The organism is Aeromonas sp. 600886, assembly GCF_049174935.1.
In the GTDB taxonomy this organism is placed as follows: Bacteria; Pseudomonadota; Gammaproteobacteria; order Enterobacterales; family Aeromonadaceae; genus Aeromonas; species Aeromonas veronii_A.
In genome coordinates this window covers 1-18,741 of sequence record NZ_JAAKUB010000024.1, presented here as the reverse complement: position 1 = coordinate 18,741, position 18,741 = coordinate 1, and the positions used below count along the sequence as shown (strand labels likewise).

The following is an 18,741-nucleotide window of genomic DNA, read 5'->3' as shown; positions in this document are numbered from 1 at the left end:
ACGATCCCTCTGTATGTGCAAACGTAAGTGCAGATTTGGTGTGCGAAGAAAACCGTAAAGTAGCAAAAACGTTTGGGAGAGGGAATATTTGTGACGAAAGTCAAATTCTTTGAAGTTATCAACGAATGTTGTAAACATCCGTATGCAACTTGTTGAGGGATAAATAAAAACGGCGCCATCAGGCGCCGCCATTTATTCACAGTGCAATGTTTGGGTCATATCCCATCCCGGGGCTCAATCAACACCGCTGCTGTGTCAGGGCTGGCACAATGGCGTTGGCGGGCGAGGGAGGATGCCGCTGCACTGTGCTGCCGGTGTCGGGATTACTGGGTAATCACGCCGTCCGGCGTACCGATCAGGACCACGTCTGCGCCGCGGGCGGCGAACAGGCCGTTGGTGACCACACCAACAATGGCGTTCAGTCGTACTTCCAGCGCCTTGGCGTCGGTAATGGCCATGCCTTTCACATCCAGAATGTGGTTGCCGTTGTCGGTGACCACGCCTTCACGCCACACCGGGTTGCCACCCAGTTTGCGAATTTCGCGGGCCACGTATTCGCGGGCCATCGGGATCACTTCCACCGGCAGCGGGAACTGGCCCAGCACGTCGACGGTCTTGGTGTTGTCGATGATGCAGATGAACTTGTCAGCGACGGCGGCAACGATCTTCTCGCGGGTCAGGGCTGCGCCACCGCCCTTGATCATGTCGCGGGTTGCGTTGATCTCGTCGGCGCCATCCACATAGACGGAGAGGGCGTCGATCTCGTTGAGATCATATACGGTGATGCCGAAGCCCTTGAGGCGCTCGGTAGAGGCCACGGAGCTGGATACCGCCCCCTTGATCTCGTCCTTCATGGTCGCCAGCGCGTCGATAAAGTGGTTGACGGTAGAGCCGGTGCCCACCCCGACGATGGTGCCGGGAACCACATACTTGAGCGCAGCCCAACCGGCCGCCTTCTTCATTTCATCTTGAGTCATGATCGTTCCTTAAGAAAAAAGCGGGCGCATTATATCCAACCCGGTACCCCGTCGCGACCTTGTTGCTCACGTTCCTGGGCAAAAAGAGGGACTTTGTAAATCGTTTGCCTGTTTATTCTGCGTTTGCGCGCACAAAGCCGGGGCTGCCGGCCAAAAACAGCCTATTCAAAGCGCCAGCAGTGGCTCGGGGTGATGATCTGGGGCAGCGGCACATCCCACTCCTCTTGCGGGACGGCATCTACCTGCTGGCAGTCGTGGGCAATGCCGAGTGGCTTGGGGCCCAGCTTGTGCTCATGCCAGATGGCGAGAGTGCGATCGTAGTAGCCGCCCCCCATGCCAAGGCGATTGCCCTGGGCATCGAAGGCGACCAGCGGGGTGCAGATAAGATCGAGCGTGCTGTGGGGCACCACCTGCAGGATATCCAGCTCGGGCTCTTCGATGCCGTAGCGGTTGCGCACCATGGGGCTGGTGGCGGTATAGCGCAAAAAGAGCAGGTGACCCGGGGTAAAGGGGTGGAGCACCGGCAGGTAGACCTCTTTGTGCTGGGCCCACAGCCAATGGATGGTGGGCAAGGGGTTGATCTCCCCATCATTGGCCAGATAGAGGGCAATGCGTTTGGCTGCGAGGATCTCGGGGTGTTGCTTGAACTGGGCCAGCAGCTGTTGGGCCGCCGCCTGCTGCTCGGCCGGACTCAGATTTTTGCGGCGTTGACGAACCAGTTGGCGCAGGGATTGACGTTCGGGTTGGGACTCATGCATGGGGAACCTCTGGTATAGCTGCGCATCGATGGCTTGAACGTGCTCTACCTTAGCACATTCACTCTTGACGTTAAGGGGGACAGGGGAACTCCCGCCCCGGACGGCTGATGCCCGGAACGGTGGGGTAAATGCTGGCTGATCCGTTAGTGAGTCAACAAGGGCCAGGGTGTGGCCCCTGTTGATGGCATGTCGGCGCGCCAGCCTCTGGTCTGTTACTTGTCAGCTTTGCCGCGCATCTGGTGCTTCACGAACACGGCAATCAGTGCCGCTACCGCGAGCGCTAATCCTGTGTAGAAACGCATGGACGTTATCCTGTTACTTGTCAGCCTTGCCGCGCATCTGGTGCTTCACAAACACTGCAATGAGTGCCGCTACCGCGAGTGCCATCGGGTAGAAACTCATGCTCACCACCGCCAACGGCGACAGGGCGAAGATGGATCCCAGCAGCAGCGCCTGTGCGCCCCAGGGGATCAGACCCTGTACCACGCAGGAGAAGATATCCAGCATGGAGGCGGCTCGGCGCGGGGTGACACCGTGGTGTTCGGCCAGATCCCGGGCTACCTTGCTGGCGACGATAATAGCCACCGTGTTGTTGGCGGTGCAGAGGTTGGTGAGGCTCACCACCCCGGCGATGCCGAGCTCGGCGGCTTTCTCGTTCTGTTCACCATTGTGCTCGCGAGTGAAACGGGCAATCAGGGCGCTGATGCGCTCGCTGATCCAGGCCAGTCCACCCTGACGATCCATCAGGGCGCCGAGGCCTCCGATGAGCATGGAGAGCAGGAAGATCTCCTGCATGCCGGTAAAGCCCTGATAGATATCCTTGCTGAACTGACCGATGGCGTAGCCGTTGATCATGCCCACCACTCCGGCGGCCAGAATACCGATCCCCAACACCACAAACACATTCACCCCGGCGAGCGCCAGCCCCAGGATCAGCAGATAAGGCATCACCTTGAACAACTCGATGGCGCTGCCGTTGGCAGGGGATTCACCCACTGACCCCAGGGTCAGATAGAGCAGGATCACCGCGATGGCAGCAGGGGCTGCAATCTTGAAGTTCTCGCGGAACTTGTCCTTCATCTCACACCCCTGACTGCGGGTGGCCGCTATGGTGGTGTCGGAGATGATGGAGAGGTTATCGCCAAACATGGCGCCGGAGAGAATGGTACCTGCCATCAGCACCGGATCGATACCGGCCGCCTGCGCCACGCCCAGCGCCACGGGGGCCACGGCACCTATGGTGCCCATGGAGGTGCCCATGGCGGTAGCAATAAAGGCAGAGATGAGGAACAGTCCGGGCAACAGCGCCCAGCCAGGGATGAGCGACAGGCCCAGCGCCACAGTAGCATCAACCCCGCCGGTGGCCTTGGCCACGCTGGCAAAGGCGCCCGCCAGCAGATAGATAAGGCACATCGCCATGATATTGCTGTGGCCAACCCCCTTGAAGAAGGTCTCCAGATTGCTGTTGAAGCTCTCTTTGCCAAGCAGCAGGGCCAGCATCACCGCAGGCAAGGCAGCAACCGGAGCGGGCAGCTGATAGAAAGCGAACTCGACCCCCTGCAGGGTCAGCCAGGTACCGGTACCGATAAAGAGTGCGAGAAAAACCAGAAGTGGCAGCAAGGCCCTGGCACTGGGTTGAGTCTGGATCATGTGTTCCTCTGAAATTGAACAATGACCTCCTGTCATGAACTGCTTTGTACCTGTATCGGATAGGGATAGGGGGAAAACAGGGCGGGCATCCTGCCGCATTGGGGTGCCCACAGTAGTGAGTCAACCCCACAAGGTCAAGATAGACGTCCAGATGGATAGGTGTTTTTATCTTTCGATTTTGTCACTCTGACTAAATCCGTTAAATGTTCGGATTAAATTAAATATTTCGTTTATTTGTCGGTTGTCTCTGCTGGCTCACTGTGGGCTTTTCAAAGCTGGCACAGGCTGGTAAAACGGTCTCTTTCCATAATTAAAAGAGATGAGAGGGTGGAGATGGACAATCCGATCCGTGTGGCCGTGATGGGCTGTAATGGTCGTATGGGCAAGGTGCTGCTGGAGGCCATCACCAACACCGATGGCGTGGTGGTTGGTGCTGCGCTGGAACGGCCGGGCTCGGCGGTGATCGGTCTCGATGCCGGTGAGCTCAATGGGCTGGGCCATCTGGGTGTGGCCATCAGCGACAGTTTGGACAAGGTGCGTGACGAGTTTGATCTCATCATCGACTTCACCCGCCCCGAGGTGACCCTGGCCAATCTGGCCTTTGCGCTGGCCCACCACAAGCAGATGGTGATCGGCACCACCGGTTTTGACGATGCAGGCAAGGCCGCCCTGAAAGAGGCGGGCAAGCAGATTGGTATCGTGTTCGCCTCCAACTACTCGGTCGGGGTCAACCTGGTGTTCAAGCTGCTGGAGCAGGCCGCCAAGGTGATGGGGGATTATACCGACATCGAGATCATCGAAGGCCACCATCGCCACAAGGTGGATGCGCCATCCGGTACTGCCCTCTCCATGGGGGAAGTGGTCGCCAAAACGCTGGGCCGGGATCTCAAGGAGTGCGCAGTCTATGGTCGCGAGGGGATCACTGGCGAGCGGGATCGCAACACTATCGGCTTTGCCACCATTCGCGCCGGCGATCTGGTGGGGGAGCATACCGTCATGTTTGCCGATATCGGCGAGCGGGTGGAGATCAGCCACAAGGCCTCCAGCCGCCTGACCTTCGCCAACGGTGCTGTGCGGGCGGGCAAGTGGCTTGGTCAGCAGGGGGCCGGTCTTTATGACATGCAGGATGTGCTCAATCTCAAGTGATGCCTCTGAGCGGCACTCTCGTACTACAGCTACCCAGTGAAAAACCCCGGCTTGCCGGGGTTTTTGCTGTCAGTCAGCCAGATTTTGTGTAAAAAGACACGCTGCCTGCAATTTTTAACTGAACTCCTTATAAATCACACTATTGCGTTATCCGCCAGATTTTCCCTTCCTGAATGTCATCACCAGGTAACAGATTTGAGCATCTTTATGGCTGATAAAGCCATTTTTTTACACGGACTGGAAAAGACTAAAAATTCAAATGCAGAAAAACGTTTTCCGTTTTTCATGTTCACTCTTGTCATCTTAAAAGCGTTAAATTTGTCATTAATGTTTTTTGTGTAAAAATAAATGCCATTGTTTTAATTGGTTTTTTTGTTTGTTTTTGTCGCTATTGCTGGCTTGGTGTCATCTTTTGGTGGTGGTTTTTCCTTTTCTTTCACGGGAGGGGGTTGCAAAGCGATTAAGTGCATAGATAATGGGTAATGTTGCTTTTTTATTGAATTTAGATGCATTTCGTCTGAGAAAAGACGTTGAAATGCCACTTTTTTTAAGTAGAATGCGCCCAATTTGCCAGAAATCTGCCGGGTTCGAGTCCTGTCCAAGACCGGAACCGAGCCCGCAACACCCAGGTAAATTGCTGAATTTAAAGCTAAATAACTGGAGGTTGTCTTGAATCACACTGCATTGCTAGTGCTGGAAGATGGAACTGTGTTCAAAGGCGTGTCGATAGGCGCCGAGGGATGTTCCGTTGGTGAAGTGGTTTTCAATACGTCGATGACGGGCTATCAGGAAATCCTCACCGATCCCTCTTATTCCCGTCAGATCGTCACCCTCACTTACCCCCATATAGGCAACACCGGCACCAACAGCGAAGATGAAGAGTCCAGTCAGATCCATGCTCAGGGATTGATCATCCGGGACCTTCCGATACTTGCCTCCAATTTCCGCAATCAGCAATCCCTCTCCGAATACCTCAAGTCTCACAACATCGTTGGCATCGCCGACATCGACACCCGTAAACTGACCCGCATCCTGCGCGAGAAAGGCGCTCAGGCTGGCTGCATTCTGGCCGGGAAACAGGTCGATGAAGCCTATGCCCTCGAACAGGCCCGCGCCTTCCCCGGTCTGAAGGGGATGGATCTGGCCAAAGAGGTGACGGTTGGTGAAGCGTACAACTGGACCGAAGGGAGCTGGCAGCTTGGCAAGGGGCATGTCACCCCGGATGCCGACCAGCTGAAATACCACGTGGTAGCCTATGACTTTGGCGTCAAGCGCAACATCCTGCGGATGCTGGTTGACCGTGGCTGCCGCCTGACCGTGGTGCCTGCCAAGACCCCGGCCGCCGAGGTACTGGCGATGAACCCGGATGGCATCTTCCTCTCCAACGGCCCCGGCGACCCCGAGCCGTGCGACTACGCCATCGAGGCCATCAATGCTTTCCTTAATACCAACACGCCGGTATTCGGCATCTGTCTGGGTCACCAGCTGCTGGGTCTGGCCTCCGGTGCCAAGACCGTCAAGATGAAGTTTGGCCACCACGGCGCCAACCATCCGGTGAAGAGCCTCGATGACAACACTGTCATGATCACCGCCCAGAACCACGGCTTTGCGGTAGACGAGAACAGCCTGCCGGATTGCCTGCGCGCCACCCACGTCTCCCTGTTCGATGGTTCCCTGCAAGGTATCCATCGCACCGACCGTCCGGCCTTCAGCTTCCAGGGGCACCCCGAAGCGAGCCCGGGCCCGCACGACTGTGCCGGTCTTTTTGACCACTTTATTGAATTGATTAAGCAGTATCGCGCCTAAGAAATAGAGGAAAGAGTTTCATGCCAAAACGTAATGACCTTCAGAGCATCCTGATCCTCGGCGCCGGCCCCATCGTCATTGGCCAAGCCTGCGAATTTGACTACTCCGGCGCCCAGGCGTGCAAAGCCCTGCGCGAGGAGGGCTACCGCGTCATTCTGGTCAACTCCAACCCGGCCACCATCATGACCGACCCGGAGATGGCAGACGCCACCTACATCGAGCCCATCACCTGGGAAGTGGTGCGCGAAATCATCAAGAAAGAGCGCCCGGACGCCATCCTGCCCACCATGGGCGGCCAGACTGCGCTTAACTGCGCACTGGCACTGGAGAAGCATGGCGTGCTGGCCGAGTTCGGTGTCGAGATGATCGGTGCCACCGCCGACGCCATCGACAAGGCCGAAGACCGCTCCCGTTTTGACAAGGCGATGCGCAGCATTGGCCTGGAGTGCCCGCGTGCCGGTATCGCCCACAACATGGAAGAGGCGTGGGGCGTGCAGCAGATGGTCGGCTTCCCCTGCATCATCCGTCCCTCTTTTACCATGGGCGGCTCCGGTGGCGGCATCGCCTACAACACCGAAGAGTTCGTCGAGATCTGCGAGCGCGGTCTGGACTTGTCGCCGACCAAAGAGCTGCTCATCGACGAGTCGCTGATCGGCTGGAAAGAGTACGAGATGGAAGTGGTGCGGGATCGCAACGACAACTGCATCATCGTCTGCGCCATCGAAAACTTCGACCCCATGGGTATCCACACCGGTGACTCCATCACGGTCGCGCCAGCCCAGACGCTGACCGACAAGGAGTACCAGCTGATGCGCAACGCTTCCATGGCGGTGCTGCGCGAGATCGGCGTCGAGACCGGCGGCTCCAACGTCCAGTTCGGTATCAACCCGAAAGATGGTCGCATGGTCATCATCGAGATGAACCCGCGGGTGTCGCGCTCCTCCGCGCTGGCCTCCAAGGCGACCGGTTTCCCCATCGCCAAGATCGCTGCCAAGCTCGCCATCGGTTACACCCTCGACGAGCTGATGAACGACATCACCGGCGGTCGCACTCCGGCCTCCTTCGAGCCGGCCATCGACTACGTGGTCACCAAGGTGCCGCGCTTCAACTTCGAAAAATTCGCCGGTGCCAACGATCGTCTGACGACCCAGATGAAGTCGGTCGGTGAAGTGATGGCCATCGGCCGCAACTTCCAGGAGTCCCTGCACAAGGCGCTGCGCAGCCTCGAAACTGGCAAAACCGGCTTCGACCCCATGGTTGACCTCAATGCCCCGGACTCCCTGACCCGCATCCGTCACGAGCTGCAGGATGCCGGTAGCGACCGTATCTTCTATATCGCCGATGCGTTCCGCGCCGGTCTCTCCATGGATGGCATCTTCAAGCTGACCAAGATTGACCCCTGGTTCCTGGTACAGATTGAAGACTTGGTGAAGCTGGAAGAAGAGGTGAAAGAGCGCGGCATGGCGGGTCTGGATGCCGATTTCCTGCGCGCCCTCAAGCGCAAAGGCTTTGCCGATGCCCGTCTGGCCAAGATCCTCGGCGTGGCCGAAGGGGAAGTGCGCAAACTGCGCGCCCGCCACAACATCTTCCCGGTCTACAAGCGGGTCGATACCTGCGCCGCCGAGTTCGCCACCAATACCGCCTACATGTACTCCAGCTATGACGAGGAGTGCGAAGCGGCCCCGAGCAACCGCGACAAGATCATGATCATCGGCGGCGGCCCGAACCGTATCGGTCAGGGTATCGAGTTCGACTACTGCTGCGTGCATGCGGCGCTGGCCCTGCGCGAAGATGGTTACGAGACCATCATGGTCAACTGCAACCCGGAGACCGTCTCCACCGATTACGACACCTCGGATCGTCTCTACTTCGAGCCGGTGACTCTGGAAGATGTGCTGGAAATCGTGCGCATCGAAAAACCCAAGGGCGTCATCGTTCAGTACGGTGGCCAGACCCCGCTGAAACTGGCCCGTGCACTGGAAGCCAACGGCGTGCCGATTATCGGTACCAGCCCGGATGCCATCGACCGCGCCGAAGACCGCGAGCGCTTCCAGTCTGCTGTCGAGCGCCTTGGCCTCAAGCAGCCGGAAAACGGCACCGTCACCGCGCTGGAGCAGGCGGTGCTGCTGGCCGAGCGTATCACCTACCCGCTGGTGGTTCGCCCCTCCTACGTATTGGGTGGCCGCGCCATGGAAATCGTCTATGACGAGCAGGATCTGCGTCGCTACTTCGCCGAGGCGGTAAGCGTCTCCAACGAATCGCCGGTACTGCTGGACCGCTTCCTGGACGATGCCACCGAGCTGGACGTGGATGCCATCTGCGACGGCACCGATGTAGTCATCGGCGGCATCATGGAGCACATCGAGCAGGCCGGTATTCACTCCGGTGACTCCGGTTGCTCCCTGCCTCCCTATACCTTGTCCAAGAAGATTCAGGACGAGATCCGCGAGCAGGTGCGCAAGCTGGCGCTGGAGCTCGGCGTTATCGGCCTGATGAACGTGCAGTTCGCGGTCAAGGGCGATGACATCTACCTCATCGAGGTGAACCCGCGTGCCGCCCGTACCGTGCCGTTTGTCTCCAAGGCGACCGGTGCTCCGCTGGCCAAGATTGCCGCTCGTGTGATGGCCGGTCAGTCGCTGCAAGAACAGGGCTTCACCAAAGAGATCATCCCACCCTACTACTCGGTGAAAGAGGTGGTACTGCCGTTCGCCAAGTTCCCGGGGGTTGACCCGCTGCTGGGGCCAGAGATGCGCTCTACCGGTGAGGTAATGGGTGTGGGCAGCAGCTTTGCCGAGGCCTATGCCAAGGCGCAGTTGGGTGCCAACCACGCCGTACCGAAAGAGGGTCGTGCCCTCTTGTCAGTGCGTCACAGCGACAAGGCACAGGTGGTCGACTTGGCCGCCAAGCTGCTGGAGCTGGGCTACGAGCTTGATGCCACTCACGGCACCGCGGTCGCGCTGGGTGAAGCGAGCATCAACCCGCGCCTGGTCAACAAGGTGCACGAAGGTCGCCCGCACATTCTCGACCGTATCAAAAATGGTGAGTACACCTACATCGTCAACACCGCCGAAGGGCGGGTGGCGATCCAGGACTCCAAGCAACTGCGTCGCGCCGCCTTGCAGAACAAGGTGGCGTATACCACCACCATGAATGAGGCGTTTGCCACCTGCATGGCCATCAGCGTGGATGCCACCGCCAACGTCAACTCGGTGCAGGAGCTGCACCAGAAGGTGAAAAACCGCTAAGAGTTTGCAGCGGGCATCAGCCCGACTTGCCAGACGACCAACCCCCGCCAGCGATGGCGGGGGTTTCTTTTTATCTGACGCTCACCGTTCGGCTCGGGTGAGCCATTGAGGAAGGTCATGAGTTCCGCATCGCAGACAACGGATGGCGCGTGGGGTGGTAAAAGCTGGCAAGGGGAGGGGATGCTGCGAGCGCGGGTTTCAACTGCAGCAGGCAATCCTCTACAATGGCCCCACTTTGCTTGTCAGTGCAGTGCCAGCGGCGCTGCCTGTAGGGCCTACAAAAAATGGACATGCTTATGACCGCTTTGCCTTCCTGTCGTCTTCTTGCCTTCTGCTCTGCCTTGTTGCTGGCCGGTTGTGCCAGTGATCCCGCCTCCGCGCCCGCCAAAGAGGCGAGCGTGAGCAACCCCAAAACGCCGCCTGCCATGCAGCCGCGCAAACCGGCGGATATGAAGAGCCGCATCGTGCGCTTCTTGCCCCGTCAGGTGCCTGACAAACAGGGGTGGGCTAACGACGTGGTGACGGCGCTCACCACCCAGGGGGTGACGGTCAATGATCACAACGTCTGTAGCGTGCTGGCGGTGGCGGAGCAGGAAGCCACTTATCAGGCAGACCCTGTAGTGCCGGGCCTTGGCAAGATCGCCTGGAAAGAGATCAACTCACGGGCAGCCAAGCTGCTGATCCCCGAATTTATGGTGCGGGCCGCGCTCTCCATCAACTCGCCCACCGGCAAGAGCTACGCCGAGCGGATCGACAAGTTGCGTACCGAGCGGGAGATGAGTGAAATCTTCGAAGACATGATCAGCATGCTGCCGATGGGCAAGACGCTGTTTGGCAACCTCAACCCGGTGCATACCGGTGGCCCGATGCAGGTGAGCATCGCCTTTGCCGAGGCCAACGCCCGTGGCTACCCCTATCCAATCAAGGATTCCATCCGCCACGAAGTCTTTACCCGTCGCGGCGGCATCTGGTTTGGCACCAAACATATCTTCGGTTATCCCGCCGACTACCCGGATACCCTCTACCGCTTTGCCGACTTCAACGCCGGCTGGTACGCCAGTCGCAATGCCGCCTTTCAGGCCGCCGTCAGCCGTTTGAGTGGCAAAACTCTGGCGCTGGACGGGGATCTGATCCGCTATGACTCGGATCTGCCGGGCAACACCGAGCTTGCCGTCTACACCCTCGCCAACCGGGTCAATATGAGCAAGCAAGCGATCCACCAGAGCCTGCGCAAAGGGGATTCCGCCGAATTTGCCGAGACCGATCTATACCATCGCATCTTTACCTTGGCCGACAAGCAAGCGGGCAAGCGACTGCCCCGCGCCATCCTGCCCGGCATACAGCTAAAGAGCCCAAAAATTACCCGCAACCTCACCACCGCCTGGTTTGCCAAGCGGGTGGATGACCGAGAACAGCGCTGCGTGCGGCAGATGGCGACGATTCGCTAAGAAACATCAAGGGCGGCCAATTGGCCGCCCTTGATGTCAGAGTGAGTTTCCCCTTGTGTGGCAGTTCATGCCTTGCTGTTCCCTGTGAGATTTACAATGAATCTGCATTTGGGGTATCCACTGCATCCCCAAAACCGATTGCCTCGGTTATCCCCCCGTTTGGCGGTACGCAATACCATCGGGTTGCCGCATCTGGGGCATAGTGGATTTGCTTGGGTGAGCGATTCGGTGATGGTTGGCGCGGCGTTCACCACCTGATTGACGACAGGCATTGTAGCTACGGATAAATGCGTGCGGGGAACCTCGCTGTGACGGGCTTTCAACTGCGCCACATGCTGTTTATGGGTCTGCCAATTGGCGGCCAGTCGTCCCCGCTGGATGGTGTCGATCACTCTGGTGACTTCGGCAGAGGTCAACACCTGCGTGGTTTTACTCTTGATATAGCGAATAAGCCCGCGGTTCATCACGTTATCCGGCATGGGGGTTTTAAAGGTGCAGTCGCCAATAAAGTAGATAATCGAATGGAGCTGATGATCAGCAAGACCCAGCAAGGATTTGAGCGTCATCAGGTGCAGATAGTTTTGGCGCAGGGGATTTTGAAAGGTATGTCTGCGGCGATAGAGCTGCTGGGTCCAGCTCTTGTGGGCTGGATTGCCAAATATCCACCCCTTGATGTTCTTGGTTTCGATCACAAATAGCCCGAAGCGCGAGATGATCACATGGTCGATCTGGGTAGTGCCCTGCGGGGTTGGCAGCGTCACATCCTTGAGCAGGTGGTACTCCCGCTGGTCGAGAAAAAGCCGGATGCCCAAGTTGATAAATGCCTCCCCAACCATCCCCTTGAACCTGGGCGTTTTGATCAGGGTGGCAATCAACAACAGGGGCAGCAGATACCAGAACTGGCCCAGTAGAATCGCAATAACGGGTGTGAAGTCCATTTCAACGCTGTCGTCTGATGTGCAATGGCAACATGTTAACAGTGGGTTCAACAAGCGTGTGTGATCTATGCCACTACTACTCTGCCAGCGCCTGCATTGTTCTGTTTGTTACCCGGTGACGAGATAGTTCAATCGCAAAACCAGATTGAATTGAACTTTTTTATTCGGTTTTTTAAGTGACTGGTGGGGGGTAGGCTAGTCTCTACTGCGAAGCGAAGGGTTTCGCCGTCATTATGACCACAATGAGGATCTGATAGATGGACAAACACGCTAGCGGGGCCGGTCAGTGCCCCTTTGCCCACGGTGCCAATACCTCTGCCAGCCAGGAGCATCAAGTCTGGTGGCCCAATGCCCTTAACCTCGACATCCTGCACCAGCATGACAGCAAGACCAATCCGATGGATGAGACTTTCGATTATGCCGATGCCTTCAACAGCCTCGATTACGATGCCCTCAAAGCCGATCTGCATGCCCTGATGACCGACAGCCAGCCCTGGTGGCCGGCAGACTGGGGTCACTATGGCGGCCTGATGATCCGCATGGCCTGGCACTCCGCCGGCAGCTATCGCGCTACCGACGGACGCGGCGGTGCCAACACCGGCAACCAGCGCTTCGCCCCCCTCAACAGTTGGCCTGACAACGGCAACCTCGACAAGGCACGCCGTCTGCTGTGGCCGATCAAGCAGAAGTACGGCAACAAGATTTCCTGGGCTGACCTGATGATCCTGGCGGGCAACGTCGCCTATGAGTCCATGGGGCTCAAGACCTTCGGCTTTGCCGGTGGCCGCGAGGATATCTGGCATCCGGAAAAAGATGTCTACTGGGGTTCCGAGAAGGAGTGGCTGGCACCGAGCGGTAGCGAAGGGAGCCGTTACAGCGGCGAACGGGATCTGGAGAACCCGCTGGCCGCGGTGATGATGGGGCTGATTTACGTCAACCCGGAAGGGGTGGATGGCAATCCCGATCCCCTGAAAACCGCCCACGACATGCGCGTCACCTTTGCCCGTATGGGGATGAATGACGAAGAGACCGTCGCCCTCACCGCCGGTGGCCACACCGTCGGCAAGGCCCACGGCAACGGCAGCGCAGCCAAACTGGGACCAGCCCCCGAAGGGGCGGATGTGCACGAACAGGGGCTTGGCTGGATCAACCACGAGAGCCGCGGTATCGGCCGTGATACGGTGACCAGCGGGATCGAAGGTGCCTGGACCAGCAACCCGACCCGCTGGGACAACGGCTACTTCAAGATGCTGCTGGGCCACGACTGGTGGCTCAAGAAGAGCCAGGCCGGTGCTTGGCAGTGGGAGCCCGTCGCCATCAAGGAGGAAGATCGTCCGGTGGACGTGGAAGACCCCTCTATCCGCTGCAACCCCATCATGACCGATGCGGACATGGCGCTGCGTTTTGACCCCGTCTATCGGGAGATCTCCGAGCGCTTTGCCGCGGATCAAGCGCTCTTCTCCGACGCCTTTGCCCGCGCCTGGTTCAAGCTTACCCACCGCGACATGGGGCCGCGCAGCCGCTATCTGGGGCCAGAAGTGCCGAGCGAAGTCATGGTGTGGCAGGATCCGGTTCCGGCGGTGGATTACCAGCTCTCTGACAAAGAGGTGAGTGAGATCAAGGCCAAACTGCTGGCCTGCGGCGTGGCGCCAGCCGATTTGATCGCCACCGCATGGGACAGTGCCCGCACCTTCCGCTGCTCCGATTATCGCGGTGGTGCCAACGGTGCTCGCATCCGTCTCGCGCCGATGAAAGAGTGGGAAGGCAACGAGCCCGCTCGCCTCGAGAAGGTGCTCAACGCCCTGATCGCCCTGCAGGCCTCCCTGAGCAAGCCGGTCAGCATCGCCGACCTGATTGTGCTGGGGGGCAGTGCAGCGGTAGAGCAGGCGGCCAAACTGGCCGGCGTTGATATCGTCGTTCCCTTTGCGCCGGGCCGCGGCGATGCCAGCGCCGAGCAGACCGATGCCGAGTCGTTCGCCTTCCTCGAGCCGGTGCACGACGGTTTCCGCAACTGGCAAAAGGGACATTACAAGGTGCAGCCGGAGGAGATGCTGCTCGACCGAGCCCAGTTGCTGGGGCTTACCGCCCGCGAGATGACTGTGCTGGTCGGCGGTATGCGGGTGCTTGGCACCAACCATGGCGGGTCGGCCCACGGCGTCTTTACCGACCGGGTCGGTGTGCTCAGCAACGACTTCTTCGTCAACCTGACCGACATGGCCTATAGCTGGCAGCCGACTGGCCGCAACAGTTACCAGATCGTGGATCGCCAGAGCGGTGCGGTGAAGTGGACTGCTACCCGGGTTGATCTGGTGTTTGGCTCCAACTCGGTGCTGCGTGCCTACGCCGAGGTCTATGCCCAGCAAGATGGCAAGGAGAAGTTCGTCCGAGACTTCGTCAAGGCCTGGGTCAAGGTGATGAACAATGACCGTTTCGATCTGAAATAAGTCACTTCAACCCCAATGAGAACGCCAGCCGCAAGGCTGGCGTTTTTTATGGTGGCGGTGATAGCTGCATGATGCGACTCGGAGGGTGGCCCTCTGGCAGCCCGGGTTAGAAGCTCATGGCCAGCCCGATGGAATAACCGCTGGTGTTGTGGCTGAACATGTAGCGGGCAACCAGCCGGGTACGGGTGACAATGATGTCGTACTTGCTGCTGTCCAGCTCCAGACCGGCGCCGATGGAGTTGAGGGAGTCAAAGCCAAGCAACCCCCGTTGCTCCCCCAGATATGCGGTATGAGCCCCCTCCAGTACATAGCGCACCGGTCTGTCGAGCAGGGTCCAGTGGAACAGCGGGGCGCGGCGGCGCAGATAGAGGCCGAGGTTCTCCGCCTCGGCGTGACCACGGACGCTGGTCGAGGTGCCGCCAAAGCTCTGCAGGTGCTGATAGGAGTAGCGCAGTTCGGCATCTATGTCCTGGGCCGGTGAAAAGAGTTCGTAATCGAGCATCAGCGAGCCACCCAGCCCGTACATATTGAGCTGACCCCCATCGAGAAAGTCCAGCGAGTAGCCCTTGGTACGATCCAGCAGCCAGTTGCCGATCCGCAGGTCGCTGGCCATGGTACCGAGCGAGACGTTGGCTATGGGGCGCAGCACCCAGTGGCCGCCACGCGGATCTTTGTGAAGGGTGACATCCCAGCCGATCCCGCCCGAAGCGGTCAGGCTATTCCACTTGGTCGGTATGGTGCGACTCTCGGTACCATTGCTTATCACAAACTGGGGGTCGTAGCGGCTGTAGCCCAGCGCCCCCTCCAGATAGATGGGCACGGCTTCGCTCAGGGTTGCGCCGCCTCCCAGTTGCCCCATGTTGAGCGCAGAAGATTGGCCAGTGCTGCTGCCGATGTCCAGGTTGCTGGCGGTGATGTCCGGCACCACGCTGAAAGTCATCAGCGAGATCACCGCATTGGCCCGTTTTTGCGCCCAGTCCTCCTCCTGATCGTCAAGGTTGTTACTGGCCGCGAGTGATGCCATGGGCAGGGTCGCCGCGAAGAGGGCGCAACCCAGACGGTAAAGCGGGCAGAGCGGGTGTTTCATGGCTGGATTCCCCAAACAAGCGACCTCCTGTCGCCCTGATCTACTGTAGCGAGTTTCTCTCTGGCTGTCTCGACCTGACCATTGGGCTGGGCTATGGGGGGGCTGCGTGGCCATCTACAGAAAATGGTTGATGCAGCTCATGGTTCTGGCCAATGGCAGATGTCGTCAGCGGCATAAGCGAGCAGGCCGGATATAATCAACGCGTTGATAAAAATGACAGGAGTGCGGGATGAACAGACTCGGATTGGCCGGCAAGATGTTGCTGGCAATTTGCCTGCCGTTATTGGCGCTGCTGTTTTTCGCCAGCCACTACGCATACGACAGATATCGGGTGACCCATGAGATGACGCAAGCCCTGCAGCAGCTGGCTGTGGTCGAACGCAGCGCCCAGTTGGTGCACGAGCTGCAAAAGGAGCGTGGCATGTCGGCGGGGTTTATCGGCTCTGAAGGGCGCAAATTTGCAGATGCCCTGCCACGTCAGCGGCAACAGGTTGATGAAGCCATTCATCGCTTTCAGGGGTTGGAGAGGGGGGTTGCCCACGAGCAGGTGGATCTGGCTTTGCGCGAGTTGATGGGGATCCGCAATCAGGTGGACAAACTGGCCATAGAGGCCCCGCGTCAGGTCGCCTTTTATAGCCAGTTGATTGCTTCTCTGCTCAAGGTCGTGGATGAGATTAGTCTGCGTAGCCAGGATGCCGCTATTGCCTTGCAGACCAATGCCTACGCCGCATTTTTGCAAAACAAGGAGCGTATGGGGATGGAGCGGGCGACCCTCAGCAATGTCTTTGCCAAAGGGAGTTTCACCCCGGCTACCTTGCAGCAATTTATGTCCCTGCTCGCTGCCCAGCAGAGCTATCTGGAGCGTTTTCGCGCCGTGGCAAGCGAGCCGCAGCGACGCCTGCTTGAGCAAATTGAGAAGAGTCCGGTGATGGCAGAGGTCGCGAAATATGAGCAGCTCGCCCTGGGCAAGATGACCGAGGGGAGCTTTGGCGTCGATCCGGAGCGCTGGTTTGCCGTGAGCACCGAGAAGATCGACCAGCTCAAACAGGGCGAAGATCAGCTCTTCCAGCAGTTGTTCGAACGGGTTGAGCAGATGCAGGGAGATAGTCAGCGCAACTTCTGGTGGGGGGCTATGGCGGTTCTGTGCTGCCTGCTGTTGACTACCCTCATCAGTTGGAAGGTGCTGCGGGATGTGCATCTGGGCTTCGTCGCTCTGCATCGCACCTTTTCACGGCTCGTCAATGACAATGATCTGACGGTGAGGGTCAACTGGCAATCGGGTGACGAGCTTGGGGCATTGGCGCGGGATCTCAACCACTTTCTGCAGCATCTGGAAGGCTTGTTGCTGGAGGTGCGCCGCTCCTGTGAGATATTGACCCGTAGTGCCAGCAACTCCAGCGAGGTGATTGCCGAAGTGAATGAAGGTGTGGTGCGTGGCGTCGGTCAGGTTGAACTGGTTGCCACCGCCGCAACGGAAATGGCTTCGACGGTGGCCGAAATTGCTCGCAATGCGACTCAGACCTCACTGGCGACCCAGCAGGCCATTGGCCGTGCCCGGCAGGGGGACAAGGAGGTGGATCAGACTATCGCCGCCATCGAGCAGGTGGCTGGCACCCTCGACGAGACCCGGCTGTTGGTCAACAACCTGCATCAGGATACCGAGTCCGCCGTCGAGGCACTCAACCTCATCAAGCAGATCTCCGATCGCACCAATCTGTTGGCCCTCAATGCCGCCATTGAGGCAGCCCGTGCCGGTGAGTCGGGGCGCGGCTTTGCCGTGGTCGCCGATGAGGTTCGTTCACTGGCTGCCCGTACCCAGCAGGCGGCAGATGATATCGAACAGATGCTCTCCCGTTTGCGGGCTGGAGCCCTTCAGGCGGTGGTGGCCATGCAGTCGGGCAGCGAGCAGGCGGGCCTCAGTGTCAGTGAAGCGCAGCGGGCGGGTCACGAGCTGACCGACATCGTCAATGAGGTGCGCAAGGTGAGTGACATGACGGCACAGGTGGCTACCGCAACCGAGCAGCAGCGCTACGTAACGGACGATATCCAGCACAACGTAATGACCATCCGCGAAGTGTACGAGGCCCATCGCCAGCACTCGGTCACCCTGCAGCAGAATAGTGTCGAACTGGATCAGTTGGCACGGGAGCTGGCTGGACGAATTGCCAGCTTCAAGTTGCTGGAGAGAGCCTCTCCCCACTGATCCATTTGCGCTAAAGCTTGTCCCTCCCTGGCCGATACCCCTTGTGAGATCGTGTGGAGGGCAAGCAATTGAACGCTTGGGTGTTGGGGTTGGTCAGCATATCCGTGAGTATGCAGTTACAGGCTGGGGTCACCGAATTCGGTGCCGGTCTGGATCAATCCGTCTGGCGTTTGACCTCCGATACCCAGATTGAGTGTCGCCTCGAACACCCGATCCCCAACTGGGGAACGGGGGCCTTTGTCAGCCGCGCCGGGCGCAAGATCAACCTCGACTTTGAGCTCAAGGGCAAGCGGCCACAGGCCCAGACCCAGACGGTGAGCCTTGGCATCATGCCGCCGGTATGGCGCCCAGGGATTGCCGGGCGAGAAGTGAGTCAACTGCGCTTCTATCAGCAGTTCGATGGGCTGGTGGAGGGGCAAACCGCCTGGACCATGCTCGATGAGCTGGAGGGGGGACGAATGCCCACTTTCCAGTATCGGGACTGGTATCGCCAAAACCGTGCGGTGCGAGTATCGCTTTCGTCGGTTAACTTTCGGGTCAAATATCAGGCCTTTATCGACTGCCTGAGCGGGCTCTTGCCCTACAGCTTCAACGACATCGCCTTTAGCGTGCTTACCTACGACAAGAACAGCGATCAGCTCTCCATCCCCTCCAAGCGGCGGCTGGCGATGATCAGCGAGTTTATCAAGGCGGACAAGAGCATCGACGTGGTGGTGATCGATGCCTACAGCGACAGCTATGGCGGCCGCTGGCCGAACCTGAAGCTATCCGAGAAACGGGCCGATGCCATCAAGAAGGTGTTTGTCGATCTGGGGATCGATCCCGGCAAGATCTCGGTGGAGGGGCATGGCGAGAAGCAGCACGTCGCCTCCAACGAAACCGAACAGGGGCGTGCCAAGAACCGGCGGGTGGTGATCAGCATGGGGCGCAATGGCGAGATCTAGTGCTGTCCCCGGCAAAGAGTGTCTAGTCCTGAAATAGGTTTACACATTTTCAACTAGCATTTTTCTACTCAGAACCCTCTATGTACCGCATCGGG

Annotated in this window: 12 protein-coding genes; 7 read left to right on the top strand and 5 right to left on the bottom strand. The window is 58.8% G+C overall.

Annotation, left to right across the window (positions count from 1 at the left end):
- Positions 1–323: 323 nt before the first annotated feature.
- From rpiA to G5179_RS16835, 3 genes are all read right to left on the bottom strand, one after another.
- Positions 324–977 carry a ribose-5-phosphate isomerase RpiA gene (gene rpiA / locus G5179_RS16845; RefSeq protein ID WP_005353106.1) on the bottom strand — a complete coding sequence of 218 codons (654 nt, stop codon included), beginning with the start codon at positions 975–977 and terminating at the stop codon, positions 324–326.
- A gap of 161 nt (positions 978–1,138) precedes the next feature.
- Positions 1,139–1,735 (bottom strand): 5-formyltetrahydrofolate cyclo-ligase, encoded by a 597-nt coding sequence (locus tag G5179_RS16840; RefSeq protein WP_005337635.1) that lies wholly within the window; start codon positions 1,733–1,735, stop codon positions 1,139–1,141.
- Between the two features lie 315 nt (positions 1,736–2,050).
- Positions 2,051–3,385: a Na+/H+ antiporter NhaC family protein gene (locus G5179_RS16835; RefSeq protein ID WP_421258764.1), complete on the bottom strand. Its 1,335-nt coding sequence runs from the start codon at positions 3,383–3,385 to the stop codon at positions 2,051–2,053.
- 333 nt (positions 3,386–3,718) lie between these two features.
- Here G5179_RS16835 and dapB point away from each other — a divergent pair, with 333 nt between their 5' ends.
- From dapB to G5179_RS16815, 4 genes are all read left to right on the top strand, one after another.
- Complete coding sequence (gene dapB / locus G5179_RS16830; RefSeq protein WP_005347132.1) at positions 3,719–4,531, top strand: 4-hydroxy-tetrahydrodipicolinate reductase; 813 nt, start codon at positions 3,719–3,721, stop codon at positions 4,529–4,531.
- A 669-nt stretch (positions 4,532–5,200) separates the two neighbouring features.
- Positions 5,201–6,337, top strand: a complete 1,137-nt coding sequence (carA, locus tag G5179_RS16825; protein ID WP_201939045.1) for a glutamine-hydrolyzing carbamoyl-phosphate synthase small subunit — start codon at positions 5,201–5,203, stop codon at positions 6,335–6,337.
- Positions 6,338–6,357: 20 nt separating this feature from the next.
- Positions 6,358–9,582 carry a carbamoyl-phosphate synthase large subunit gene (gene carB, locus G5179_RS16820; protein WP_005337626.1) on the top strand — a complete coding sequence of 1,075 codons (3,225 nt, stop codon included), beginning with the start codon at positions 6,358–6,360 and terminating at the stop codon, positions 9,580–9,582.
- Between the two features lie 296 nt (positions 9,583–9,878).
- The gene (locus tag G5179_RS16815; RefSeq protein ID WP_421258763.1) at positions 9,879–11,030 is read left to right on the top strand and encodes a DUF1615 domain-containing protein; all 1,152 of its coding nucleotides are present in this window, start codon (positions 9,879–9,881) and stop codon (positions 11,028–11,030) included.
- Between the two features lie 65 nt (positions 11,031–11,095).
- Here the strand turns inward: G5179_RS16815 and G5179_RS16810 are convergent, their stop codons facing one another.
- Positions 11,096–11,968, bottom strand: a complete 873-nt coding sequence (locus G5179_RS16810; RefSeq protein ID WP_421258762.1) for an NERD domain-containing protein — start codon at positions 11,966–11,968, stop codon at positions 11,096–11,098.
- Positions 11,969–12,225: 257 nt separating this feature from the next.
- On the opposite strand from G5179_RS16810, the gene katG reads away from it, so the two are divergent.
- Entirely contained in the window at positions 12,226–14,412 is a 2,187-nt protein-coding gene (gene katG, locus G5179_RS16805) for a catalase/peroxidase HPI (RefSeq protein ID WP_421258761.1), read from the top strand.
- Positions 14,413–14,518: 106 nt separating this feature from the next.
- Here katG and G5179_RS16800 read toward each other — a convergent pair whose 3' ends face one another.
- Complete coding sequence (locus G5179_RS16800; RefSeq protein ID WP_227343024.1) at positions 14,519–15,436, bottom strand: autotransporter domain-containing protein; 918 nt, start codon at positions 15,434–15,436, stop codon at positions 14,519–14,521.
- A 292-nt stretch (positions 15,437–15,728) separates the two neighbouring features.
- On the opposite strand from G5179_RS16800, the gene G5179_RS16795 reads away from it, so the two are divergent.
- Entirely contained in the window at positions 15,729–17,702 is a 1,974-nt protein-coding gene (locus G5179_RS16795; RefSeq protein WP_421223674.1) for a methyl-accepting chemotaxis protein, read from the top strand.
- A 68-nt stretch (positions 17,703–17,770) separates the two neighbouring features.
- Positions 17,771–18,646, top strand: coding sequence for a flagellar protein MotY (locus G5179_RS16790; protein ID WP_005337611.1), 876 nt, complete (start codon positions 17,771–17,773; stop codon positions 18,644–18,646).
- Positions 18,647–18,741 lie beyond the last annotated feature (95 nt).

Bases quoted from the DNA above. Each gene is read 5' to 3' on its own strand.
- rpiA (WP_005353106.1), bottom strand. From the start codon at position 977: ATGACTCAAGATGAAATGAAGAAGGCGGCCGGTTGGGCTGCGCTCAAG.
- G5179_RS16840 (WP_005337635.1), bottom strand. From the start codon at position 1,735: ATGCATGAGTCCCAACCCGAACGTCAATCCCTGCGCCAACTGGTTCGT.
- G5179_RS16835 (WP_421258764.1), bottom strand. From the start codon at position 3,385: ATGATCCAGACTCAACCCAGTGCCAGGGCCTTGCTGCCACTTCTGGTT.
- dapB (WP_005347132.1), top strand. From the start codon at position 3,719: ATGGACAATCCGATCCGTGTGGCCGTGATGGGCTGTAATGGTCGTATG.
- carB (WP_005337626.1), top strand. From the start codon at position 6,358: ATGCCAAAACGTAATGACCTTCAGAGCATCCTGATCCTCGGCGCCGGC.
- G5179_RS16815 (WP_421258763.1), top strand. From the start codon at position 9,879: ATGACCGCTTTGCCTTCCTGTCGTCTTCTTGCCTTCTGCTCTGCCTTG.
- G5179_RS16810 (WP_421258762.1), bottom strand. From the start codon at position 11,968: ATGGACTTCACACCCGTTATTGCGATTCTACTGGGCCAGTTCTGGTAT.
- katG (WP_421258761.1), top strand. From the start codon at position 12,226: ATGGACAAACACGCTAGCGGGGCCGGTCAGTGCCCCTTTGCCCACGGT.
- G5179_RS16800 (WP_227343024.1), bottom strand. From the start codon at position 15,436: ATGGCATCACTCGCGGCCAGTAACAACCTTGACGATCAGGAGGAGGAC.
- G5179_RS16795 (WP_421223674.1), top strand. From the start codon at position 15,729: ATGAACAGACTCGGATTGGCCGGCAAGATGTTGCTGGCAATTTGCCTG.